Source organism: Methylobacterium isbiliense (genome assembly GCF_022179325.1).
Classification (GTDB): domain Bacteria; phylum Pseudomonadota; class Alphaproteobacteria; order Rhizobiales; family Beijerinckiaceae; genus Methylobacterium; species Methylobacterium isbiliense.
The window spans coordinates 149,071-169,244 of record NZ_BPQQ01000034.1 but is presented as its reverse complement, the minus strand read 5'-3'; the positions used below and the strand labels follow the sequence as shown (position 1 = coordinate 169,244).

The following is a 20,174-nucleotide window of genomic DNA, read 5'->3' as shown; positions in this document are numbered from 1 at the left end:
CAGGGCACCCGCGGCACCGATGCGTCCCGCACCAGACGGTCCGTCATGAACCTTACGCCATCCCGACGGCAGGACAAGCGGCCGCCTGCCGGGCGTGCCAGTCCCGCAGCGCCGGCAGGGAGACGTGTCCGCCCGGCCAGGGCTCGCCCGCGATCAGCCGATGGGGCGCCTCCGGCTCGCCGAGATCGGAGACCACCGCCTGCGCCTCGGCGAGATCGTCGTGCGGCAGCGCCCGGCTCGGCGTCGCCACGACGCTCAGGCCCGCGCCGCGGGCCGACCGGATGCCGTTCTGCGAATCCTCGAACGCCACCGCCTCGCCGGCCGCGACCCCGAGCCGGTCGAGGGCGAGCGCGTAGACGGCCGGGGCGGGCTTCTTCTCCGCCACCGCGTCGCCCGCCGCGACCACGTCGAAGCCGCCCTCCGGCACGAGGCGGTCGAGGAGGGCCGCCACGTTGTCGGGATGGCTGGTGGTGGCGATGGCCAGCCGCAGGCCCGCCGCCCGGGCCTCCGCGATCAGGCGCAGCACGCCGGGGCGCGGCGCGAGCCGGTCCGAGGCGAGGAGCGAGACGTAGGCGCGGGTCTTGGCGGCGTAGATCTCGGGCACGCGCGGGGCGAGGCGCGCCGCCTCCTCGGGCCGGCGGTGCTGCGCGAGATAGTGCAGCAGCCGCTCGCGCCCGCCCGTGACCTGCAGGAGGTCGCCGTAGAGGGCCTCGTCCCACGACCACGTCAGCCCGGCCTGCGCGAAAGCGGCGTTGAAGGCCGTGCGATGGACGGGCTCCGTCTCGGCGAGCGTGCCGTCCACGTCGAAGATCAAGGCCTTGAGCACGAGAGAGGCTTCCGGTTCGGACCTTGGTCTATAACGCGGCCGCGGCCGTAAGGGGAGCCGGCAACGCAGCGCATCCCTCACGCCGCGATCACGAAATGGTTGCCCGCCCGGGCCTCACAGCAGCCGGCGCCGGCGCTCCACCAGCTGCAGGATCATCGGGGTCAGGATGAGCTGCATCGCCAGATCGAGCTTGCCGCCCGGGATGACCACGGAATTGGCCCGGGACATGAAGCTGCCGGCGATCATCGAGATCAGGTAGGGGAAGTCGATTCCCTTCGGGTCGCGGAAGCGGATCACCACCATCGATTCGTCCGCGGTGGGGATCCAGCGGGCGATGAAGGGATTCGAGGTGTCGACCGTCGGAATGCGCTGGAAGTTGATGTCCGTGTTGGTGAATTGCGGGCAGATGGTGGTCACGTAGTCGGGCATGCGGCGCAGGATCACGTCGGTCACGGCCTCGGTGGAGTAGCCCCGCGTCGCCCGGTCCCGGTGCAGCTTCTGGATCCATTCGAGGTTGATCACCGGCACGACGCCGATCTTGAGGTCGGCGTATTGCGCGATGTTGATGCGCTCGTTGGCGAGCGCGCCGTGCAGGCCCTCGTAGAACAGCAGGTCGGAGCCCTCGGGGAAGTCCTCCCAGGCCGAGAAGGTGCCGGGGGCGCCGCCCCAGCGCTCGGCGTCGTTGCGGTCGTGGATGTAGTGCCGGGTCCGGCCGCAGCCCGATTCGGCGTAGGTGCGGAAGACCGCCTCCAGCTCCGGCAGAAGATTCGCCCGCTCGCCGAAATGGCTCAGCGTCGGCTCCGCCGCCATGGCCTTGCGCATCGCGGCGCGGTCGAGGGCGTGGAACGCGTCGCCCTCGATGTAGACCGCCGTCACGCTCTCGCGGCGGAAGATCTGCTCGAAGGTGTTGCGCACCGAGGTGGTGCCGGCTCCCGAGGAGCCCGTCACCGAGATGATCGGGTGGAGGGCGGACATCGCGCGGCCGGTTCCGTGACTGCTGATCCTGGCCTCATGGATGCCGCGCCGCGGCGCAAAAGGCGACCAGCCCAAAGGCCCAAAAGCGCCGGGACCGGGGCGTCAGGCCCGCAGCAACCCCCGCTGGCCGAAGAGCGGCGAGCGCGCCGCGCTGTGGCGCCGCCCGTCGTGGTACTTGCCGACGCAGGCCACCTCCTCGGCCGAGCCGAACACGAACGGCGTGCACTGGTGCAGGTCGAGGACCGGCAGGTCGAGGATCGCGGCGTCGCGCCCGTCCGTCGCGGCGCCGCCCGCGGCCTCCACCACCAGCGCGACCGCCTGCGCCTCGTGCACCAGCCGGGTCGGGCCGTTCGCCCCGCCGCGCCGGGTCTCGCCCGGGCTGAGATGGACGCCGCCGCGGGCGAGCACGCGCTGCGCGCCGGCCGCCAGCGAGGCGCACCAGCTCATCGCGAAATCCTGCCCGCGCGGCCCCTCCGCCCCGCGCAGGCAATCGTCCACGAAGGCCCGCATCGGCGCATCCCAGAAGCGCGCCTGGGCGGCGTCGACCGCGTAGAGGGGGCTGGTCGCCGGGATCGTCACCGCGTCGCGGCTGAGCCGGAACTCGCGCCCGGCGGGGTCGAGGGTGAAGATCCGCGTGCAGCTGCCGAGCGCGAGCGCGAAGTCGGTGCGGGGGCCGTAGGTGATGACGCCCGCCGCGAGCTGGGCGCGCCCGGGGCGCCCGAACGCGTCGGGACCGGCCGGACGCAGCGAGACGAGGGTGCCCGCCGGCATGTTGCCCGCGAGATTCGCGAGGCCGTCGAGGGCCGAGAGGGCGACGGCGACGGGCGCCGACGGATCGAGCGTCCCCGGGGCTTCGCCGCGCTGCGCCACCACGGCCACCGGAGCCTCGCGGAGCACCCGCACGAAGCCGTCCGCGACCTGCGCGGCGAGGTCTGGAGCGGTCCCGGCCTCGTCGGGTGCGCCGCGCGCCAGCAGCGCCGCCGTCTCGGCGGCGGCCTTGCCGAGCGCCGCGACGACGCCCGCCACCGCGCGATCGGCCTCGTCCCCCCCGAGGCAGGCGGCGAGGCGAGAGCCGACCATCATCGCGCCGTCCCTTTTTTGCGTTTCCGGCGATGCTGGATCGCGCCCGCGACGAGGCGCGGCTCGCCGTGACGAACCGCCCCTGAGGTCATCTTGACGCGACTATGCGTTGCAATCATCCATTGGGCAAATCTGAAAAAACTTGCGTGCCCATTCAGAAAAAATGAGCATGCGGGGAACGTGGCAGGATGCGATGCGGAACCTCTCGCTCAAGCAGCTCCAGGCGGTGGCCTCCATCGCGCGGCTCGGCACGATGACCCGGGCGGCCCAGGAGCTGAACGTGACGCCGGCGGCGCTCACCGCACGCATCAAGGCCCTGGAGGACGAGGCCGGCCTGCTGCTGTTCGACCGCACCAGCGCGGGGCTGAAGCCCACGGATGCCGGGCGCGAGATGCTGTGGGCGATCGACAGCATCAACACGGTGCTGGAGACCTGTTCGGAGCGCCTCAAGGCCCTGCGGGGCGGCAGCGGCGGGCGCGTGTCGATCGGCGTCGTGTCCACCGCGAAGTACTTCGCGCCGCAGATCATCAGCGGCTTCGTGCACGCCCACCCGTCGGTCGAGATCGACCTCGTGGTGGGCAACCGCGGCGCCACGCTCGAAGCGGTCCGCGACTACAAGGTCGATCTGGCGATCATGGGCCGCCCGCCGCGGGACTTCCCCATCTCCGCCGCGGCGTTCGGTCCCCATCCGCTGGTAGTGATCGCCGCGCCCGGCCACCGCTTCGCCGGGCGGGTCGGGCTGACCAAGCGCGAGCTCGCCGAGGAGCCGTTCCTGGTGCGGGAATACGGCTCGGGCACCCGCACGGTGTTCGAGGAGTTCATGACCGGCGTGATGATCAAGCGGGCGCGGCTCGGCATCGACAGCGGCTCGAACGAGACCATCAAGCAGACCGTGATGGCGGGCCTCGGCGTGGCGCTGATCTCCGGCCACACCGTCGCGGCCGAGGTGGCGAGCCGCCGCCTCGTGCTCCTCGATGTCGAGGGCCTGCCGATCCGCCGCGAGTGGTTCGTGGTCCGCCGGGCCGACAAGGTGCTGTCGCCGGCGGCGCGCTCGTTCTGGGACTACGTCGTCAAGGAGGGGGCGTCCTGGCTGCCGACGCTGCCGCTGCGGCCGCCGGGCGCGCCGAGCGGTCAGACCGCGGCGGCCTGAAGAACCCACGAAAAAACCCCTCGTCCCGGGAGCGGGAGAGGGGTCGTCGCGTGCGCCGCCCGCCGTCCGGGGGGCCGGGCGGTCCGTCAGAACTTCAGCGCTTCCTTCGACTCGCGCAGCTGGGCGATCGAGGCCTCGATCTCCTGGCGCTTGTCGAGGTCGTCGGTGGCGTCGCGCAGCGTCTCGGCCGCCTGGATCTCGCGGTCGATGATCTCGGGCGTCAGCTCCTCGATCGGGCTCGCGCGCTCGGCGATCACCGTGAGGGCGGTGGCGTTGATCTCCGCGAAGCCGCCGCGCACCAGCACGCGCTTGCCGTGCTGGGGCCCCTCGGTGATGACCAGCACGCCGGTCTTGAGCGTGGTGAGCACCGGGGCGTGGCCGGGCAGCACCGTCATCTCGCCCTCGGAGCCCGGGAGCTGCACGGCATCGACCGGACCCGAGTAGAGAACCCGCTCGGGGCCGACGAGGTCGAACTGGAAGGTGGCCATGACGAAGGATCGATCCCGGTTGCGGACGTGAGCCCGCGGGGCCGGCCGGCCCCGCGGTCAGGATGGGTGGACGGGCCTCAGGCCGCGGCGAGGCGCTGGGCCTTCTCCACCGCCTCCTCGATGGTGCCGACCATGTAGAAGGCCGCCTCCGGGAGGTGGTCGAACTCGCCCTCGACCAGGCCCTTGAAGCCCTTGATGGTGTCCTCGAGCGCCACGAGCTTGCCGGGCGAGCCGGTGAAGACCTCGGCCACGTGGAAGGGCTGGCTGAGGAAGCGCTCGATCTTGCGGGCGCGGGCCACCGTCAGCTTGTCCTCCTCGGACAGCTCGTCCATGCCCAGGATCGCGATGATGTCCTGGAGCGCCTTGTAGCGCTGCAGCACCTGCTGGACGCGCCGCGCGACATTGTAGTGCTCCTCGCCGAGGATCGTCGGCGAGAGCATGCGCGAGGTCGAGTCGAGCGGGTCCACCGCCGGGTAGATGCCCTTCTCGGCGATCGAGCGCGACAGCACGGTCGTGGCGTCGAGGTGGGCGAAGGAGGTGGCGGGCGCCGGGTCGGTCAGGTCGTCGGCCGGCACGTAGATCGCCTGCACCGAGGTGATCGAGCCCTTGGTGGTGGTGGTGATGCGCTCCTGCAGCGCGCCCATGTCGGTGGCGAGCGTCGGCTGATAGCCCACCGCCGAGGGAATGCGGCCGAGCAGCGCCGACACCTCGGAGCCCGCCTGCGTGAAGCGGAAGATGTTGTCGACGAAGAACAGCACGTCCTGGCCCTCGTCCCGGAAGTGCTCGGCGACGGTGAGGCCGGTGAGCGCGACGCGGGCGCGGGCGCCCGGGGGCTCGTTCATCTGGCCGTAGACCAGGGCGCACTTGGACCCCTGCGCGGAGCCGTGCTCCTTGGGATCCATGTTGACCTTGGACTCGATCATCTCGTGGTAGAGGTCGTTGCCCTCGCGGGTGCGCTCGCCCACGCCGGCGAAGACCGAGTAGCCCGAGTGGGCCTTCGCGATGTTGTTGATGAGCTCCATGATCAGCACGGTCTTGCCGACGCCCGCGCCGCCGAACAGGCCGATCTTGCCGCCCTTGGCGTAGGGGGCGAGCAGGTCCACGACCTTGATGCCGGTGACGAGGATCTGCGCCTCGGTCGACTGCTCGGCGTAGGTCGGGGCCGGCTGGTGGATGGCCCGGAAGGTCTCGGCCTCGACCGGGCCGGCCTCGTCGATCGGCTCGCCGATCACGTTCATGATGCGGCCGAGCGTGTTGGCGCCCACCGGCACCTTGATCGGCGCGCCGGTGTCGGTGACCTCCTGGCCGCGCACGAGGCCTTCCGAGGTGTCCATGGCGATGCAGCGCACGGTGTTCTCGCCGAGCTGCATGGCCACCTCGAGCACGAGGCGGTTGCCCTGGTTCGAGGTCTCCAGCGCGTTCAGGATCTCGGGCAGGTGGCCCTCGAACTGCACGTCCACGACCGCGCCGATGACCTGGGTGATGTGGCCGACCTTGTTGGAGCCGGCGCCGGGGGTAGCGGTGTTCGCCATCGTCTGTCTATCCCTGAATGAGTGCGGTCAGAGCGCCTCGGCGCCGGAGATGATCTCGATCAGCTCCTTGGTGATCATGGCCTGGCGGGTCCGGTTGTAGATCAAGGTCTGCTTCTTGATCATCTCGCCGGCGTTGCGCGTGGCGCTGTCCATGGCGCTCATGCGCGCGCCCTGCTCGGAGGCGGCGTTCTCCAGGAGCGCGCGGAGGATCTGGACGGTGAGGTTCTTCGGGAGGAGCGCGGCCAGGATCTCGCCCTCGCCCGGCTCGTAATCGTAGACGGCGTCGGTCTGCACGGCCTCGGCGGCCGGCACGATCTCGGCCGGGATGATCTGCTGGGCGGTGGGAATCTGCGCGATCACCGAGCGGAAGCGCGAATAGTACAGCGTCGCGATGTCGAACTCGCCCGCCTCGAAGCGGCGGAGCAGGTTCTCGGCGATGCCTTCCGCGTTCTCGAAGCCGAGCTGGCGCACGCCGCGCAGCTCGATCAGCTCCACGATCTGCTCGCGGAACTCGCGGCGCAGGATGTCGTAGCCCTTCTTGCCGACGCAGATGATCTTGACGGTCTTGCCCTCGGCGAGGAGGCGCCGGGCGTGATCGCGCGCAAGCCGCGCGATCGAGGAGTTGAACGCGCCGCACAGGCCGCGCTCGGCGGTGCAGACGAGGAGCAGGTGCACCCGGTCCTGGCCGGTGCCCGACAGGAGCCGGGGCGTCTCCGCCCCGGCGGTCAGGTTGCTGGCGAGGTTGCCGAGAACGGCGGCCATGCGCTCGGCGTAGGGCCGGGCGTTCTCCGCCGCGTTCTGCGCGCGACGGAGCTTGGCCGCGGCGACCATCTGCATCGCCTTGGTGATCTTCTGCGTCGCCTTCACCGAAGCGATGCGGTTGCGCAGGTCCTTCAGACTCGGCATCGGCTGTCCCTTGGGATGTCCCGCGTGAGGCTCGCGCCGGGCTTACTGGAAGGACTTGGCGTAGGACTCGACCACGCCCTTGAGCTTGGCGGCCGAATCGTCGCTGAGGTCCTTGGAGGAGCGGATCGTCTCCAGGAGGTCGGCGTGCTTGCCGCGCAGGAGCGACAGCAGCCCGTCCTCGAAGGCCCGCACCCGGTTGACCGGGATCGGGTCGAGGTAGCCGTTCACGCCCGCGTAGATCACCGCGACCTGCTCCTCCATCTTCAGCGGCGAGAATTGCGGCTGCTTGAGGAGTTCGGTCAGGCGCGAGCCGCGGTTGAGCAGGCGCTGCGTCGCCGCGTCGAGGTCCGAGCCGAACTGCGCGAAGGCCGCCATCTCGCGGTACTGCGCGAGCTCGCCCTTGATCTTGCCGGCGACCTTCTTCATCGCCTTGGTCTGAGCGGCCGAGCCGACGCGCGAAACCGAGAGGCCGACGTTCACCGCCGGGCGCACGCCCTGGTAGAACAGGTCGGTCTCAAGGAAGATCTGGCCGTCGGTGATGGAGATGACGTTGGTCGGGATGTAGGCCGAGACGTCGTTGGCCTGGGTCTCGATGACCGGCAGCGCGGTGAGCGAGCCGGCGCCCGCGGCGTCGCCCATCTTGGCGGCGCGCTCCAGCAGGCGGGAGTGCAGGTAGAACACGTCGCCCGGATAGGCCTCGCGGCCCGGCGGGCGGCGCAGCAGCAGCGACATCTGGCGGTAGGCGACGGCCTGCTTCGACAGGTCATCGTAGATGATCACGGCATGCATGCCGTTGTCGCGGAAGAACTCGCCCATGGCGCAGCCCGCGAAGGGCGCCAGGAACTGCATCGGGGCGGCGTCCGAGGCGGTGGCGGCGATCACGATCGAGTAGTCGAGCGCGCCATTGTCCTCCAGCACCTTCACGAACTGGGCCACCGTCGAGCGCTTCTGCCCGACCGCGACGTAGACGCAGTAGAGCTTGGCCTTCTCGTCCGTGCCCTCGTGAGCGGGCTTCTGGTTGAGGATGGTGTCGAGCGCGATGGCGGTCTTGCCGGTCTGGCGGTCGCCGATGATCAGCTCGCGCTGGCCGCGGCCGATCGGGATCAGCGCGTCCACCGACTTGAGGCCCGTCGCCATCGGCTCGTGCACGGACTTGCGCGGGATGATGCCCGGAGCCTTCACGTCGACGCGGCGGCGCTCGCTCGACTGGATCGGGCCCTTGCCGTCGATCGGATTGCCGAGCGCGTCGACGACGCGGCCGAGCAGGCCCTTGCCGACCGGCACGTCCACGATCGCGCCGGTGCGCTTGACGGTCTGGCCTTCCTTGATCTCGCGGTCGGAGCCGAAGATCACGACGCCGACATTGTCCTGTTCGAGGTTGAGGGCCATGCCGCGCACGCCCGACTCGAACTCCACCATCTCGCCGGCCTGGACGTTGTCGAGGCCGTAGACGCGGGCGATGCCGTCGCCGACGGAGAGCACCTGACCGACCTCGGTGACCTCGGCCTCCTGGCCGAAGTTCTTGATCTGCTCCTTCAGGATCGCGGAGATCTCAGCGGCACGGATGTCCATCGTCGGACCTTCTCTCGTTCGGGTTTCGGTGTCGGGGGCGGGGCGTCGCGGGCCGTCTTGCGGCGGCCGTCAGCGGGCGTCCCGCATCGCGAGGCGGATGCTGTTGAGCTTGGTGCGCAGCGAGGCGTCGACCATGCGGCTGCCGAGCTTGACCACGATGCCGCCGATCAGGGCGGGATCGACGCGCAGGTCGACGTCGACCTCGGCGCGGGCGACGTCGCGCAGCGACGCCTTGATCTCCTCCAGCACGGCGTCGGAGGGCGTCTCGGCGAGGCGCACCTCGGCCTGCACGATGCCCTTGGATTCGCGCACCAGCTTGCGGAAGGCCCGGATCATGTCCGGCAGCACGAACAGGCGGCGGTTGGCCGCCGCGAGACGGATGAAGTTGGCGGGCAGGCCCTGGATGCCGGCCCGGGCGAGCACGGCCTCGATGGCCTTGACCTGATCCTCGGCCGAGAAGACGGGGCTCTTCACGAGGCGCCGGAGATCGTCGCTCTCGCCGAGCAGGGCGTCGAACCGGTCGAGACCCTGGGAGACCGCATCGACCGCGCGCTCCTCGCGGGCCAGCTCGAACAGGGCCGAGGCGTAGCGCCCGGCGACGCCACCGAGCAGGGAACCCGATTCCGATCCGTTCTGAGCCACCAGCGATCTCTCTCTACCTGGCCCGGCGGGCCCGCCCGCATCACGCCGGAACAGGAGCAATGGCGGCGCGCGGCCCGTCGATGATGGAAGGCGCCGGCGCGGAAAGACCCCCTCCCCGGCGCGGGGGCCGTAGCATGGGTTCACGGGGGGCGCAAGGCGACGCCTGGCCGGGCCGGAGGGGTCATTCGGACGCCGGCTGAGGGGGTTGAGGAATCCGGGGAGGGGGTGCCGGCGACCGGATGGACGCCTGCACGGGCGTCGCGCCGGATCGCCGGATCGGAAAAATCCGGCGCCCTGTCGAAACGGCCGCCCTCCGGGTGTCGTGCGGTCGGGGAGCCCCGGCTCCCCGTGCACGGACTCACAGGAAGGGAATGCGGATGAACGCACACGTCTCACCCAAACGACCCAGGCTAATCGGGGCGGGGCGCCTGCCACCGTGGCTGTCGCGCCGCGCCGACCGCGCGGGCATCCTGGCCTGAACCGGCCCCTGCCGTTGCCCGGCCGGACGCCGCACCCACGATCGACATCTCTCCTCCCGTACAGACACACCTCACAGCGACAGGGATCGACCATGCAATACATGCTGCTGTTCACCGAGACTGAGGCCGATTTCGCCAAGCGCAACCACCCGGAAGAGGCCGGTGCCTATTGGGGCGGATGGAGCGCCTATATCGGCATCCTCAGGGAGGCGGGCGTCATCGTGAACGGCGACGGCCTGCAGGGGCCGCACACGGCCACCACCGTCCGGGTGCGCGACGGCAAGCGCAGCGTCGAGGACGGGCCGTTCGCCGATACCAAGGAGCAGCTCGGCGGCTACTTCGTCGTCGAGGTGCCCGACCTCGACACCGCCCTGGACTGGGCCGCGCGCGCGCCCTCCGCCTCCTGCGGGTCGGTCGAGGTCCGGCCGGTCCTGCCGCCGATGGCCCCGGCCGCGCCGTGACCGGCGACGCGCGCCGCATCGCCGAGACCGTGGCGCGCGTCTCCTACGGGCGGCTCCTGGCGATGCTGGCCTCGCGCTCGCGCGACATCGCGGCGGCCGAGGACGCGCTGGCCGACGCCTTCGCCTCGGCGCTGGACACCTGGCCCGATCGGGGTGTTCCCGCCGCTCCCGAAGCGTGGTTGCTCACGGCGGCCCGCAACAGGCTGCGCAACGGCTACCGCTACCGTCAGGTCCGGGACGCAGCCCGGCAGGAAATCGAGCGGCGGATCGAGGAGCGGGCGGCCGCCGACGGCGATTCCTTTCCGGACGAGCGCCTGAAGCTCCTGTTCATCTGCGCCCACCCGGCCATCCACCCGGCCGTCCGGACGCCGCTGATGCTGCAGACCGTGCTCGGCCTCGACGCGGCCCGGATCGCCGGCGCCTTCCTGGTCGCGCCGGCGACGATGGGACAGCGTCTCGTTCGCGCCAAGGCGAAGATCAGGGATGCGGGGATCCGGTTCGCGGTGCCGGCCGGCCACGACCTGCCCGACCGGCTGGGCGACGTCCTCGATGCGGTCTACGCGGCCTACGGGACGGGGTGGGATTCCGTTCCGGGCGCGGCGCCCGGTGTCGAGACCCTGACCGACGAGGCGATCTTCCTCGGCCGGCTGCTCGTGGGACTGATGCCGGACCAGCCCGAGGCGCGCGGCCTGCTGGCGCTCATGCTCTACTGCGAGGCTCGTCGCGCGGCCCGCCGGACCCGGGACGGCCGGTTCGTTCCGCTGGCGGAGCAGGATCCGGCGCTCTGGTCGCGTGACATGATCATCGAGGCCGAGGGCCTGCTGACCTCGGCCGCCCGGTCGGCCCGGTTCGGCCGCTTCCAGTGCGAGGCCGCGATCCAGTCGGTCCATGTCCAGCGGCCCTTCACGGGCCGGATCAACCATGACGCTCTCAAGGTCCTGTACGACCTGCTGGCCGCGCATGCGCCGAGCATCGGCGTGCTGATCGGCCGGGCCGCCGCCGCCCTGGAGGCCGGACACCCGGAGACGGCCCTGCGCCATCTGGATGACGTGCGGTCGGATGCGACCGAGCGGTATCAGCCCTACTGGGTCACGCGAGCCCATGCGCTTGCGGCGCTGCGGCGGTTCGCGGAGGCGCGACCCTGCCTGCGGACGGCGATCGGCCTGACCGAGGACGGCGCCGTTCGCGCCTACCTGCTCACCCTCGATGAGCGATGGGCAACGGCAGGATAGCCTGGCGGGCGCCGGACCCGTTCGACCGCGGACCGTCGGCGCAGGTTCGACGCGGCGGATGAGAGCCGCGCTTTAGCCGCCCTCGGCAGCCGCCGCGAGAACGACAGGCCCCGGGAGGCCGGCGCTCGCGCCGATCGCCAGATTGCGGTCGCGCGCGATGGTCCGGAGGACGATGCCGACCAGCGCCCAGACGACGGCGCCGGCATAGACCAGCGAGCCGCACCACCACGCCACGGCGGTTCCCAGCACGCCGGCGACTATCAGCAGCGCCAGCTGCCAGCCGGCGCGGACGGGCGCTCCGCTCCACTTGATCGTCGAGCCGACCTTCACCCGGGTCGCGGCCGAGATCCCACCGGCGAGGAGCTGCAGCGGCGCGGCGCCGAGCCAGAACGCCCAGCCCTGCACAGGCCCGGCCGAGCGGATCGTCCAGACCGCCGCTGGCAGCGCCACCAGCGCGGTTGCGATCAGCGCGACGCGCGTCCCGTCGATGTCGCGTCTCGGCACGTGCCATTCCCAGGCGGTGTTGAGCGTCCACGCGGCGATCGCCAGCCAGCCGAGCGTGCGCACAGCAGCGGTTCGGTCAGGTTCAGCATGTGCCACACCGCGAAACCCGCGCCTGCCGCGACGATGACCGCCCAGATGGTGAAGACCGGCGGCCGCGGCACGATCGGCAGGTGTGCCGCTCGGACCGCTCCGACAAGGTCGTCTTGCCGTCGCCGCGCCACGGCGCCCCACCGCCGATGATCGACTGGGGCAGTGCGGCGACGATCACCAGCACACCGCGGAGATCGTCGAGCGGTTCGACTCCGACAGATTCCTCAGCAGGATGACCGGCCAGAGCAGGACGATGGGGACGAAGGTCAGCGCCGGCCCCCAGGGCACCGGGTCACCCGCGCGCCAGACAGGCAGGACGAAGGTGACGAGCCAGATCGACTTGTAGACGACCTGCAGCACGAGGATGCCGACCATGACGCGCGGCCAAGCAAGCCCAATTGCGGAGCAGACCAGGATCGCGCCCCACAACGCCGCCACCAGCAGCCGCAGGGCGGGCGAATCCGCCACCTCCGGCCCGAACACGCCCGCCGTGCCGCGCCAGTGAAGGGCCGTCACCACCGGCAGCAGGATGAGGATGTTGGCGGCGTAGGCGAGCCGCAGGAGCAGGTCGCCGCTCACCGGCCGCGCCCCTTGCTTCTGCGCCAATCGAGCGGGTCGAGGCCGGTCCGCGCGCCCTCGACCACGGACGCGATCCGCTTGGCACGCGTGTCCGGTCGTTGGGCGGCGCCGACATGCGCGACGATGCGCGTGCGCGTGGCCAGGCTGAACGCGGTCCAACCCGCAGTCGCGCCGGCCTCGCGCAGCGCGGCGGCGAGGTCGTCCGGCGCTGCGCCGGTCTCGGCCGCCTTCAGCCGGTCCCAGGAGCCGTCCGCCTTCGCCGCGTCCATCTTCGCGCGGCCGGCCGGCGTCATCAGGCCCTCGCGTGCGAGCCGCTCAGCCCGCTCGCGGTTGGCGGCCGACCAGCTGCTGCCCGGCTTGCGCGGACCGAGCAGCAGCATCGTGCGTCGCGTGTCGAGCTTGCGCGGCAGGCTGTCGATCCAGCCGAAGCACAAGGCCTCCTCGACCACATCGGCGTAGGGCAGGTGGTGCTCGCCCCCTTTCTTCCAGGTCACGAGCCAGATCGGGTCGGCTTGGGCATGGTGTCGCTCCAGCCAGCGGCGCCACTCGTCACGCGACCGGACCTCGACACGGGCACAAGCGTCGAGCGGCATCATTCACCCTCGCCCAAGCACGGCACGGCCATCATCGCGCTCCTCGTGTCCAGCGGCCCTGGGCCTCGGCCGCCGCGGGGCTACATTGGATCAGTCGATACAGTACGCGGGATTATGCTTTGGTTCAAATGATCCATGCCTAGGGCGAGCGGCACGCCGAACCGGGCGACGGCGGAGAAGCGGGCCGAACTCCTCGCGCGCATCCGCGCGCGGCTGCAGGACCGCAGCGCCGGGCCGGCTTCCTGGCGCGAACTGGCGGCGGCCGCGGGCGTCAGCCTGTCGAGCCTCACCCATCATTTCGGCCGACGCGACGATGTGATCCGCGCGCTGATGGAGGACGAGCGGCGCCACGGCGAGCAGCCGCTGTCAACGATGGCCCAGCCGGCCGGCGACTTCGCGACCTCGATCCGCGAGGCGGTCCGGCACCTTGCCGGCGGGCTGCTTCACGCCGGACTCGACCGCGTGATCGCCACCGGCCTGGCCGAAGGGCTGGGGCATCCGACCGTCGGACCTGCCTTCGTGACGAGCCTGCTTGAGCCGACGATCCAAGCCGCCGAGGCCCGGCTGGAGGCGCATGTGGCGCGCGGCGAGATGCGCGGCGGTGCGACCCGGCTGGCCGCCATCGAGCTGATCGCGCCGCTGCTGGTCGCGGTGCTCCACCAGCGACCGCTCGGCGGCGCGGACGTCCGGCCCCTCGATCTGGGCGCGTTCGGCGAGGCACACGCCGAGAGCTTCATCCGAAGCTGGGCAGCGGCGACGCGATGACGCCACGATGTCGCCCTGCGGGGCGACATCCCGCTCCGGCACTCCCTCGGAGAGAGACGGAAGGCGATGCTTTCCCCCAAGGACAGGCCCATGCCTTGCCGGCCGGCAAACGAGTCCGGTTCTCCGTCCGACCTCGGTCCCGAGGCGACTTGGCTGTCTTCGCCCGGTCATGCCGAGGGGGCGAACGGCGTCGACGCTCTCGTGCGCTGACGCCGCCGACTTGCTGCCGCGACGGCTCGTCCTCACTCCCACTCGATCGTGCCGGGCGGCTTGGAGGTGATGTCGTAGGTGACGCGGTTGATGCCCTTGACCTCGTTGATGATCCGGGTCGCGACGCGGCCCAGGAAGGCCATGTCGAAGGGGTAGAAGTCCGCCGTCATGCCGTCCACCGAGGTGACGGCGCGCAGCGCGCAGACGTGGTCGTAGGTGCGCCCGTCGCCCATCACGCCCACGGTCTTCACCGGCAGGATCACCGCGAAGGCTTGCCAGATCGTGTCGTAGAGCCCGGCCTTGCGGATCTCCTCCAGGTAGATCGCGTCGGCCTTGCGCAGCGCGTCGAGCTTCTCGGGCGTGATCTCGCCGGGGCAGCGGATGGCGAGGCCTGGTCCCGGGAAGGGATGGCGGCCCACGAAGGCCTCGGGCAGGCCGAGTTCGCGCCCGAGCACCCGCACCTCGTCCTTGAACAGCTCGCGCAGGGGCTCCACGAGCGCCATGTTCATGCGCTCGGGCAGGCCGCCGACATTGTGGTGGCTTTTGATCGTCACCGAGGGGCCGCCCGTGAAGGACACGCTCTCGATTACGTCCGGATAGAGGGTGCCCTGCGCCAGGAAGGCTGCGCCGCCGATCGTCTTCGCCTCGGCCTCGAACACGTCGATGAACAGGCGCCCGATGGTCTTGCGCTTCACCTCCGGGTCGGTGACGCCCGCGAGCGCCCCGAGGAAGAGGTCCTGCGCCTGAACATGGACCAGGGGGATGTTGTAGTGGTCGCGGAAGAGCCGCACCACCTCCTCGGCCTCGCCGAGTCGCAGCAGGCCGTGGTCGACGAACACGCAGGTCAGCTGCTCGCCGATCGCCTCGTGGATCAGCACCGCCGCCACCGCCGAATCGACGCCGCCGGAGAGGCCGCACAGCACCTTGGCCTCGCCGACCTGCGCGCGGATGCGCTCGATCGCCTCGTCCCGGAAGGCGCGCATCGACCAGTCGCCGGAGCAGCCCGCGATGTCGCGCACGAAGTTGCGGATCAGCAGCGCCCCGTGCGGCGTGTGCGCCACCTCGGGGTGGAACTGAACCGCGTAGAAGCGGCGCGCCTCGTCGGCCACCGCCGCGAAGGGGGCGTTCGGCGAGATCGCGATGGTGGAGAAGCCGTCCGGCAGCTTCGTCACGCGGTCGCCGTGGCTCATCCAGACCGGGTAGGTCTCGCCCACGTGCCAGACGCCGCGGAACAGGGCCGAGTCGGCGATGACCTCCACTTCGGCGCGGCCGAACTCCGCATGGTGTCCCCCCTCGACCTCGCCGCCGAGCTGGGCCGCCATGGTCTGCTCGCCGTAGCAGATGCCCAGCACCGGCACGCCCGCCTCGAAGACGGCCTGCGGCGCGCGGGGCGAGGTGTCGGTCGTCACCGATTCCGGCCCGCCCGACAGGATCACCGCCTTCGGCTTCAGGGCCGCGAAGGCGGCTTCCGCCGCGTGGAAGGGCACGATCTCGGAATAGACCCCCTCCTCCCGCACCCGGCGGGCGATGAGCTGGGTCACCTGGCTCCCGAAATCGATGATCAGGATCTTGTCGTGCTCGGCCGTCATGACGGGTGAGTTAGACGAGCCTTGGTCCCCGCGCAACGCGGCGCGGCGCCCGGATCACGGCCGTGCGAGGCGCTGGCCGCATTAACCTGCCGTTCATCCCGGCGCGGCGAGAGGGGGCGCCTTCCGAAGCCACGACACAGGAGACTCCCATGAGAGCCACCGTCCTCGGCATCGCCGCGGTTCTCGGCGCCACCCTCGCGGCCGCCGGCCCGGCCGCCGCCCTGCCGGTCGCCGGGCCGCAGATCCTCGCCCCCGAGGCCGCGATCGACCAGGCGCAGTACGTCAGCCGCCGCGTCGTGCGCCGCGGCCCGCGCTGCACCACCGTGGTGACGAAGCGCCGGGGCCCCTTCGGCCGCGTGGTCGTCAACCGCACCCGCCGCTGCTTCTGAGCGGACACTCCCGACACGGAGCGGCCCCCAAGGGGCCGCTCCTCAGGCTTCAGGGGCCGGCGGCCCCGGCGGGGTGAGGCGCGGAGATCCACCCCCGTTGGGCGGCCCCATCTCGAGGCGCGTCACGCGCTCGGCGAGGGCGGCATAGGTCTCGGCCACGGCGACGCGGGCGGCGGCCTCGACCTTCACCATCTGGGCCTCGACTCCCGCCATCCGGGCCTCGAACTTCGCTACACGGGCGTCGTCCTTCGCTACGCGAACGTCGTCGTGAGCCGCCGCCACGGCCCGGTCCTTGTCCGACTGATCGGTCCGCTGCTCCAGCGCCTCGGCGCGGGCAGCGAGCTTCTGGATGTTGCCGCCCAGCCGCTTGACCTCGTGGAGGATGAGGACGGCGTCCTTCAAGGCGCCCAGCATGATCCTGCTCACGCGTCGCTCGGCCTTCAGGAGGCGCCTTCCAGGCGCGCGTTGATCGCCCGGAGTTTGGTCAGGATCGCCTCCGAATAGGCGTCGAGTTCGGCCTGGGGATCGAGTGTCTTGGCGCGCCTGCGGCGGGTCGGGCGCGAGGCATCGCGCTCGCGGTCCTTGCGCTCGTCGCGGTCGCGCTTCTGCATCATCGCGGAGGGCTCGGCCTCCAGCGCCTCGACCCGGATGGTGAGGAAGCGCAGGATGTCCTCGGAGATCCGCATCTGCCGCTCCATCTCGGCGAGCGCCGCCGGGGGAGCGTCGATGTTGAGGAGCGCGAAGTGGGCCTTGCGGTGCTTGCGGATGCGGTAGGCGAGGGGCTTCACGCCCCACATCTCGGTCTTCTCGGCCTTGCCGCCGTTTTCGGCAACGACCTCGATGAGGTGTTCGGAAACCTCTTCGATCCGCTGAGGTGTTGCGTGCTCAGGCAAAATCAGCAGGCTTCGATACTGCGTCATCGCAAATCATCATGCTTCCAGATCTCGACATGATCATGGGGGCTGACGGATGACAAGGGGTGCCGTGCGCAGCAGGAAAAATTCCCTTGGGGAAGTCAGGCCCGGATGAACCCGCGCCGCCGTCCCCAGGCGGCGAACAGGCCGGGCCATGCGGCCGGCGGGGAGCCCGGGACGCCGAGGCCGAAGCCGTGGCCGCCGCGCTCGAACAGGTGCATCTCGGCCGGCACGTCGGCGCCGCGCAGGGCGCCGTACATCAGGAGGCAATTGTCCACCACCGCCACCGGGTCGTCCGCCGCCTGGGCGAGGAAGGTCGGCGTGGAGTGCGTGCGGACGTGGGTCTCCACCGAGTAGGTCGCGGTGGCGAAGCGTGTCGGGCTCTCGCCGACCAGGACGCGCCGGCTCGACGTGCGGTCGAAGGGCGGGCGCAGGGTGATGACCGGATAGATCAGGGCCGCGAGGTCGGGTCGGGCCGAGAGGGCGTCGTCCTCGTCCACCGGCTCGTAGACCCGGGCGGCGAAGCGCACCGCCGCCGTGCCCATCAGGTGCCCGCCGGCCGAGTAGCCGATGACGCCGATGCGCCCGGGATCGATGCCGTAGCGCAGCGCCCGCGCCCGCACGAGGCGCATGGCCCGCTGCACGTCCTGCAGCGGCGCGTCGGCGCCCGCGCCCCAGCCCTCGCCCGGCAGGCGGTAGACCAGCACGAAGGCGGTGATGCCGAGCGAGACCAGCCATTGCGCGGTGGGCAGGCCCTCGTGCCCGATGTCGATGCGCCGGTAGCCGCCGCCCGCCGCCACGAGCACGGCCGTGCCGTTCGGGCGGGGCGGGCGCATGACGAGGAGACACGGGCGCGCCACGCGCTGGATCACGCCCTCGCGGCTCTCGTCGAAGGCCGCGCCGCCCGTCTCGGGGCCGCCCCCGCCGGGGATCGGCCCGGGCCACAGGGGCAGCACCTCCAGGTCGGCGCTCGGCCTGCCGTCGGGGGTGGGGCGGGGCGCCTCCGGCGCTGCGGCCTGCGCCGCGGCCTCGTCCGCCGGCCGTGCGAACGGGAGCGCGGCCGCCCCCGTGAGCAACGTCCTGCGGTGCAGCGCCATGTCCGGTCGTTCCGAGTGCCCTGCCGACCCTGAACCATTGCGGGGCGAGCTTGTCCAGTCGCGCAGCCGAATCGGGGTGCGCGGCCCCTCGCGCATCCGCATGCCGCGGGCGGATGGCTCAGCGGCGGGCCAGCACCGCGACGTAGAATCCGTCCGTGCCGGTCAGGGCGGGCGACATCTGGACGCCGTGGCTCGTCCGGCGGACCGGGGCGGCGAGGCCGAGGGGCGCCGCGGCGAGGTCCGCCCGGCGCCCGAGCAGGCCCGTCACGGCGTCGTCGTTCTCCTCCGGCAGCAGCGAGCAGGTGACGTAGACGAGGCGGCCCCCCGGCTTGAGCAGCCGCGCCGCGCGGTCGAGCACCGTCGTCTGCTCGGCCTGCCGCGTCGCGAGGCTGCCGGGGCGCAGGCGCCACTTGGCGTCCGGGTTGCGGCGCCACGTGCCGGAGCCCGTGCAGGGCGCGTCCACCAGGACGAGGTCGGCGGCGCCGTCGAGGTCCGCCAGCAGGTCCGGGGCCGCGCGCCCGCCCCGCGGGGTGCGCACCTCGGCCCGGGCGCCCGCCCGGCGCAGCCGCTCGTGGATCGGCGCGAGGCGGCGCGGGTCGCCGTCGGTGGCGACGAGCCGGCCCTCGTTGCCCATCGCGGCCGCGAGCGCCAGGGTCTTGCCGCCGCCGCCGGCGCAGAGGTCGACCACCGTCTCGCCCGGCCGCGCCCCGGCCCAGCCGGCGGCGAGCTGCGAGCCCTCGTCCTGGATCTCGAACCAGCCCTCCAGGAATTCCGGCTCGACGTGCAGGGCCGGCCCGCGCCCGTCCTCGGGCACCGGCAGCCGCAGGCCGTGGGGGGCGTGCGGCGTCGGCGCGGGGGCGAGGTGCGCGAGCGCCGCGCGCACCTGCTCGCGGTCGACCTTGAGGGTATTGGCCCGGATGTCCAGGGGCGCGCGGCGCGCCAGCGCCTTCAGCTCCGGCAGGAGATCGTCGCCGAGGCTGCGGGCGAGCGAGGGCAGCACCCAGTCCGGCACGTCGCCCGCGACGTGGGGCGGCGCATCGGCCAGCGTGGCGGTGTCGAGGCGGGCGCGCTCGTCTTCCGAGAGGGGAGGGGGGGCGAAGCGCTCTCCCGTGAACAGGCCCGCGATGGTCGGCCCGGCGAGGCCCCGCTGCAGGCGCAAGGTTCCGATCAGGACTGCGCGCGGCGTGTCCTCGCCCATGATCCAGGCGGCCGAGGCCCGGCGGCGCAGGGCGTCGTAGACGAGGCTGGCGATCGCCGCCCGGTCGCCCGAGCCGGCGAAGCGGTGGGCGAGACCCCAATCCTTGAGCGCGTCGGCCACGGGGCGGCGGCGCGCCGCGAGGTCGGCCAGCACCTCGATGGCGGCGGAGAGACGGGCGGCGGGCGTCATCGCGAAACCGCCACGCTTGCGCCGGCGTCCCGGCCCATCACGGCCAAGCTTTCGGCCTCATGCGCCGCGACACCGCGGTGCCGATCCCCATCCGGGAGTTTCCCATCCATGTCGCCGCTCTCGTCCCTCGTCCTGGCGGGCCTGCTCCTGGCGCTCGCCGCCTGCGCCACGGCGCCGGCCCCCGCGCCGGACCTCACGCCGCCCCCGCCCCGGCCCTACGACGCCAAGACGCAGCTCGAAACCGGCGCGCCGCGCCCGCCGCGCCGCTGAGGCCCGTCGTCCTCCTCACGCCGCCGGCGCGAGGAGGATTCGTGCCGCGAAGACCAGCCACATCGCCATCAGCACCAGCGCCCCGGCCAGGAAGACCTGGAATCGGCGCATCACCGTGTTGGTGGTGACGTAGACCGCCGCATGGCCGATGCGGGTGAGCACGAAGATCCAGGCCATGACCACGAAGGCGAGGTCGGCCTTGCGCGTGAGCAGCGCCAGCGCGGTGAGCGCGTAGAACAGCACCGGCAGCTCGAACTGGTTGGCGAAGGCGTTCGAGACCTGCTGCACGGGCGCGGGCCAGCTGCGCTGCCCGAGCGCGATGTCCCCGACCCTGACGGCGCCGGCCCGCGCCGCCGCGAAGCGCGCCCGCCCGGTCCAGATCAGGAGCCAGAAGGTCAGCAGAACCTGGACGAAGACGGGGGCGAGGACGGCCTGGATGCTCAT

The 20,174-nt window shown here is 71.9% G+C and carries 23 protein-coding genes; 6 read left to right on the top strand and 17 right to left on the bottom strand.

Features of this window, described 5'->3' with window-relative positions; translation table 11 throughout:
- Positions 1-52: 52 nt before the first annotated feature.
- The 3 genes from MFF61_RS15695 to MFF61_RS15685 form a co-directional block, all read right to left on the bottom strand.
- Positions 53-826: an HAD-IA family hydrolase gene (locus MFF61_RS15695; RefSeq protein WP_238236003.1), complete on the bottom strand. Its 774-nt coding sequence runs from the start codon at positions 824-826 to the stop codon at positions 53-55.
- A gap of 114 nt (positions 827-940) precedes the next feature.
- Entirely contained in the window at positions 941-1,801 is an 861-nt protein-coding gene (locus tag MFF61_RS15690) for a phosphoribulokinase (protein ID WP_238236002.1), read from the bottom strand.
- 102 nt (positions 1,802-1,903) lie between these two features.
- Positions 1,904-2,884 (bottom strand): FIG domain-containing protein, encoded by a 981-nt coding sequence (locus MFF61_RS15685; protein ID WP_238236001.1) that lies wholly within the window; start codon positions 2,882-2,884, stop codon positions 1,904-1,906.
- A gap of 190 nt (positions 2,885-3,074) precedes the next feature.
- On the opposite strand from MFF61_RS15685, the gene MFF61_RS15680 reads away from it, so the two are divergent.
- On the top strand, positions 3,075-4,031 hold the full coding sequence (locus MFF61_RS15680) for a LysR family transcriptional regulator (RefSeq protein ID WP_238236000.1): 957 nt from the start codon (positions 3,075-3,077) through the stop codon (positions 4,029-4,031).
- 86 nt (positions 4,032-4,117) lie between these two features.
- Here MFF61_RS15680 and MFF61_RS15675 read toward each other — a convergent pair whose 3' ends face one another.
- From MFF61_RS15675 to MFF61_RS15655, 5 genes are all read right to left on the bottom strand, one after another.
- Positions 4,118-4,519, bottom strand: coding sequence for a F0F1 ATP synthase subunit epsilon (locus MFF61_RS15675; RefSeq protein WP_238235999.1), 402 nt, complete (start codon positions 4,517-4,519; stop codon positions 4,118-4,120).
- Between the two features lie 77 nt (positions 4,520-4,596).
- Positions 4,597-6,051, bottom strand: a complete 1,455-nt coding sequence (gene atpD, locus MFF61_RS15670) for a F0F1 ATP synthase subunit beta (protein WP_238235998.1) — start codon at positions 6,049-6,051, stop codon at positions 4,597-4,599.
- Between the two features lie 27 nt (positions 6,052-6,078).
- A complete protein-coding gene (locus MFF61_RS15665; RefSeq protein ID WP_238235997.1) occupies positions 6,079-6,957 on the bottom strand; it encodes a F0F1 ATP synthase subunit gamma in 879 nt (292 codons plus the stop codon).
- A gap of 42 nt (positions 6,958-6,999) precedes the next feature.
- On the bottom strand, positions 7,000-8,529 hold the full coding sequence (gene atpA, locus MFF61_RS15660; protein WP_238235996.1) for a F0F1 ATP synthase subunit alpha: 1,530 nt from the start codon (positions 8,527-8,529) through the stop codon (positions 7,000-7,002).
- A gap of 69 nt (positions 8,530-8,598) precedes the next feature.
- Entirely contained in the window at positions 8,599-9,171 is a 573-nt protein-coding gene (locus MFF61_RS15655) for a F0F1 ATP synthase subunit delta (protein ID WP_238235995.1), read from the bottom strand.
- A gap of 571 nt (positions 9,172-9,742) precedes the next feature.
- Between MFF61_RS15655 and MFF61_RS15650 the strand changes: the two genes are divergently transcribed.
- Positions 9,743-10,111 carry a YciI family protein gene (locus tag MFF61_RS15650; RefSeq protein ID WP_238235994.1) on the top strand — a complete coding sequence of 123 codons (369 nt, stop codon included), beginning with the start codon at positions 9,743-9,745 and terminating at the stop codon, positions 10,109-10,111.
- A complete protein-coding gene (locus MFF61_RS15645; RefSeq protein WP_238235993.1) occupies positions 10,108-11,343 on the top strand; it encodes an RNA polymerase sigma factor in 1,236 nt (411 codons plus the stop codon). Before MFF61_RS15650 ends, MFF61_RS15645 begins: the two co-directional genes overlap by 4 nt.
- A gap of 72 nt (positions 11,344-11,415) precedes the next feature.
- On the opposite strand, the gene MFF61_RS15640 is transcribed toward MFF61_RS15645, so the two are convergent.
- The 3 genes from MFF61_RS15640 to MFF61_RS15630 form a co-directional block, all read right to left on the bottom strand.
- Positions 11,416-11,943 (bottom strand): TspO-related membrane protein, encoded by a 528-nt coding sequence (locus MFF61_RS15640; RefSeq protein WP_505744351.1) that lies wholly within the window; start codon positions 11,941-11,943, stop codon positions 11,416-11,418.
- Between the two features lie 168 nt (positions 11,944-12,111).
- Positions 12,112-12,516, bottom strand: coding sequence for a hypothetical protein (locus tag MFF61_RS15635; RefSeq protein ID WP_238235991.1), 405 nt, complete (start codon positions 12,514-12,516; stop codon positions 12,112-12,114).
- Positions 12,513-13,112, bottom strand: a complete 600-nt coding sequence (locus MFF61_RS15630) for a YdeI/OmpD-associated family protein (protein WP_238235990.1) — start codon at positions 13,110-13,112, stop codon at positions 12,513-12,515. Before MFF61_RS15630 ends, MFF61_RS15635 begins: the two co-directional genes overlap by 4 nt.
- Positions 13,113-13,244: 132 nt before the next feature.
- Between MFF61_RS15630 and MFF61_RS15625 the strand changes: the two genes are divergently transcribed.
- Complete coding sequence (locus tag MFF61_RS15625) at positions 13,245-13,874, top strand: TetR family transcriptional regulator C-terminal domain-containing protein (protein ID WP_238235989.1); 630 nt, start codon at positions 13,245-13,247, stop codon at positions 13,872-13,874.
- A 242-nt stretch (positions 13,875-14,116) separates the two neighbouring features.
- Here the strand turns inward: MFF61_RS15625 and guaA are convergent, their stop codons facing one another.
- Complete coding sequence (gene guaA / locus MFF61_RS15620) at positions 14,117-15,673, bottom strand: glutamine-hydrolyzing GMP synthase (RefSeq protein WP_238235988.1); 1,557 nt, start codon at positions 15,671-15,673, stop codon at positions 14,117-14,119.
- 149 nt (positions 15,674-15,822) lie between these two features.
- Here guaA and MFF61_RS15615 point away from each other — a divergent pair, with 149 nt between their 5' ends.
- On the top strand, positions 15,823-16,062 hold the full coding sequence (locus MFF61_RS15615; protein ID WP_238235987.1) for a hypothetical protein: 240 nt from the start codon (positions 15,823-15,825) through the stop codon (positions 16,060-16,062).
- A gap of 42 nt (positions 16,063-16,104) precedes the next feature.
- Here the strand turns inward: MFF61_RS15615 and MFF61_RS15610 are convergent, their stop codons facing one another.
- The 4 genes from MFF61_RS15610 to MFF61_RS15595 all read right to left on the bottom strand — a co-directional run bounded on the left by MFF61_RS15610 (position 16,105) and on the right by MFF61_RS15595 (position 19,460).
- Entirely contained in the window at positions 16,105-16,476 is a 372-nt protein-coding gene (locus MFF61_RS15610; RefSeq protein WP_238235986.1) for a hypothetical protein, read from the bottom strand.
- A 26-nt stretch (positions 16,477-16,502) separates the two neighbouring features.
- Entirely contained in the window at positions 16,503-16,982 is a 480-nt protein-coding gene (gene rpsF / locus MFF61_RS15605) for a 30S ribosomal protein S6 (protein ID WP_238235985.1), read from the bottom strand.
- Between the two features lie 95 nt (positions 16,983-17,077).
- Positions 17,078-18,073, bottom strand: coding sequence for an alpha/beta hydrolase (locus tag MFF61_RS15600; RefSeq protein ID WP_238235984.1), 996 nt, complete (start codon positions 18,071-18,073; stop codon positions 17,078-17,080).
- Positions 18,074-18,191: 118 nt separating this feature from the next.
- Positions 18,192-19,460: an RsmB/NOP family class I SAM-dependent RNA methyltransferase gene (locus MFF61_RS15595; RefSeq protein ID WP_238235983.1), complete on the bottom strand. Its 1,269-nt coding sequence runs from the start codon at positions 19,458-19,460 to the stop codon at positions 18,192-18,194.
- Positions 19,461-19,568: 108 nt separating this feature from the next.
- Here MFF61_RS15595 and MFF61_RS15590 point away from each other — a divergent pair, with 108 nt between their 5' ends.
- On the top strand, positions 19,569-19,730 hold the full coding sequence (locus MFF61_RS15590; RefSeq protein WP_238235982.1) for a hypothetical protein: 162 nt from the start codon (positions 19,569-19,571) through the stop codon (positions 19,728-19,730).
- A gap of 15 nt (positions 19,731-19,745) precedes the next feature.
- On the opposite strand, the gene MFF61_RS15585 is transcribed toward MFF61_RS15590, so the two are convergent.
- The gene (locus MFF61_RS15585) at positions 19,746-20,174 is read right to left on the bottom strand and encodes an MAPEG family protein (protein ID WP_238235981.1); all 429 of its coding nucleotides are present in this window, start codon (positions 20,172-20,174) and stop codon (positions 19,746-19,748) included.

Bases quoted from the DNA above. Each gene is read 5' to 3' on its own strand.
- MFF61_RS15690 (WP_238236002.1), bottom strand. From the start codon at position 1,801: ATGTCCGCCCTCCACCCGATCATCTCGGTGACGGGCTCCTCGGGAGCC.
- MFF61_RS15685 (WP_238236001.1), bottom strand. From the start codon at position 2,884: ATGATGGTCGGCTCTCGCCTCGCCGCCTGCCTCGGGGGGGACGAGGCC.
- MFF61_RS15680 (WP_238236000.1), top strand. From the start codon at position 3,075: ATGCGGAACCTCTCGCTCAAGCAGCTCCAGGCGGTGGCCTCCATCGCG.
- MFF61_RS15675 (WP_238235999.1), bottom strand. From the start codon at position 4,519: ATGGCCACCTTCCAGTTCGACCTCGTCGGCCCCGAGCGGGTTCTCTAC.
- atpD (WP_238235998.1), bottom strand. From the start codon at position 6,051: ATGGCGAACACCGCTACCCCCGGCGCCGGCTCCAACAAGGTCGGCCAC.
- MFF61_RS15665 (WP_238235997.1), bottom strand. From the start codon at position 6,957: ATGCCGAGTCTGAAGGACCTGCGCAACCGCATCGCTTCGGTGAAGGCG.
- atpA (WP_238235996.1), bottom strand. From the start codon at position 8,529: ATGGACATCCGTGCCGCTGAGATCTCCGCGATCCTGAAGGAGCAGATC.
- MFF61_RS15650 (WP_238235994.1), top strand. From the start codon at position 9,743: ATGCAATACATGCTGCTGTTCACCGAGACTGAGGCCGATTTCGCCAAG.
- MFF61_RS15630 (WP_238235990.1), bottom strand. From the start codon at position 13,112: ATGATGCCGCTCGACGCTTGTGCCCGTGTCGAGGTCCGGTCGCGTGAC.
- MFF61_RS15625 (WP_238235989.1), top strand. From the start codon at position 13,245: ATGCCTAGGGCGAGCGGCACGCCGAACCGGGCGACGGCGGAGAAGCGG.
- guaA (WP_238235988.1), bottom strand. From the start codon at position 15,673: ATGACGGCCGAGCACGACAAGATCCTGATCATCGATTTCGGGAGCCAG.
- MFF61_RS15615 (WP_238235987.1), top strand. From the start codon at position 15,823: ATGAGAGCCACCGTCCTCGGCATCGCCGCGGTTCTCGGCGCCACCCTC.
- MFF61_RS15610 (WP_238235986.1), bottom strand. From the start codon at position 16,476: ATGCTGGGCGCCTTGAAGGACGCCGTCCTCATCCTCCACGAGGTCAAG.
- rpsF (WP_238235985.1), bottom strand. From the start codon at position 16,982: ATGACGCAGTATCGAAGCCTGCTGATTTTGCCTGAGCACGCAACACCT.
- MFF61_RS15600 (WP_238235984.1), bottom strand. From the start codon at position 18,073: ATGGCGCTGCACCGCAGGACGTTGCTCACGGGGGCGGCCGCGCTCCCG.
- MFF61_RS15595 (WP_238235983.1), bottom strand. From the start codon at position 19,460: ATGACGCCCGCCGCCCGTCTCTCCGCCGCCATCGAGGTGCTGGCCGAC.
- MFF61_RS15590 (WP_238235982.1), top strand. From the start codon at position 19,569: ATGTCGCCGCTCTCGTCCCTCGTCCTGGCGGGCCTGCTCCTGGCGCTC.
- MFF61_RS15585 (WP_238235981.1), bottom strand. From the start codon at position 20,174: ATGAGCATCCAGGCCGTCCTCGCCCCCGTCTTCGTCCAGGTTCTGCTG.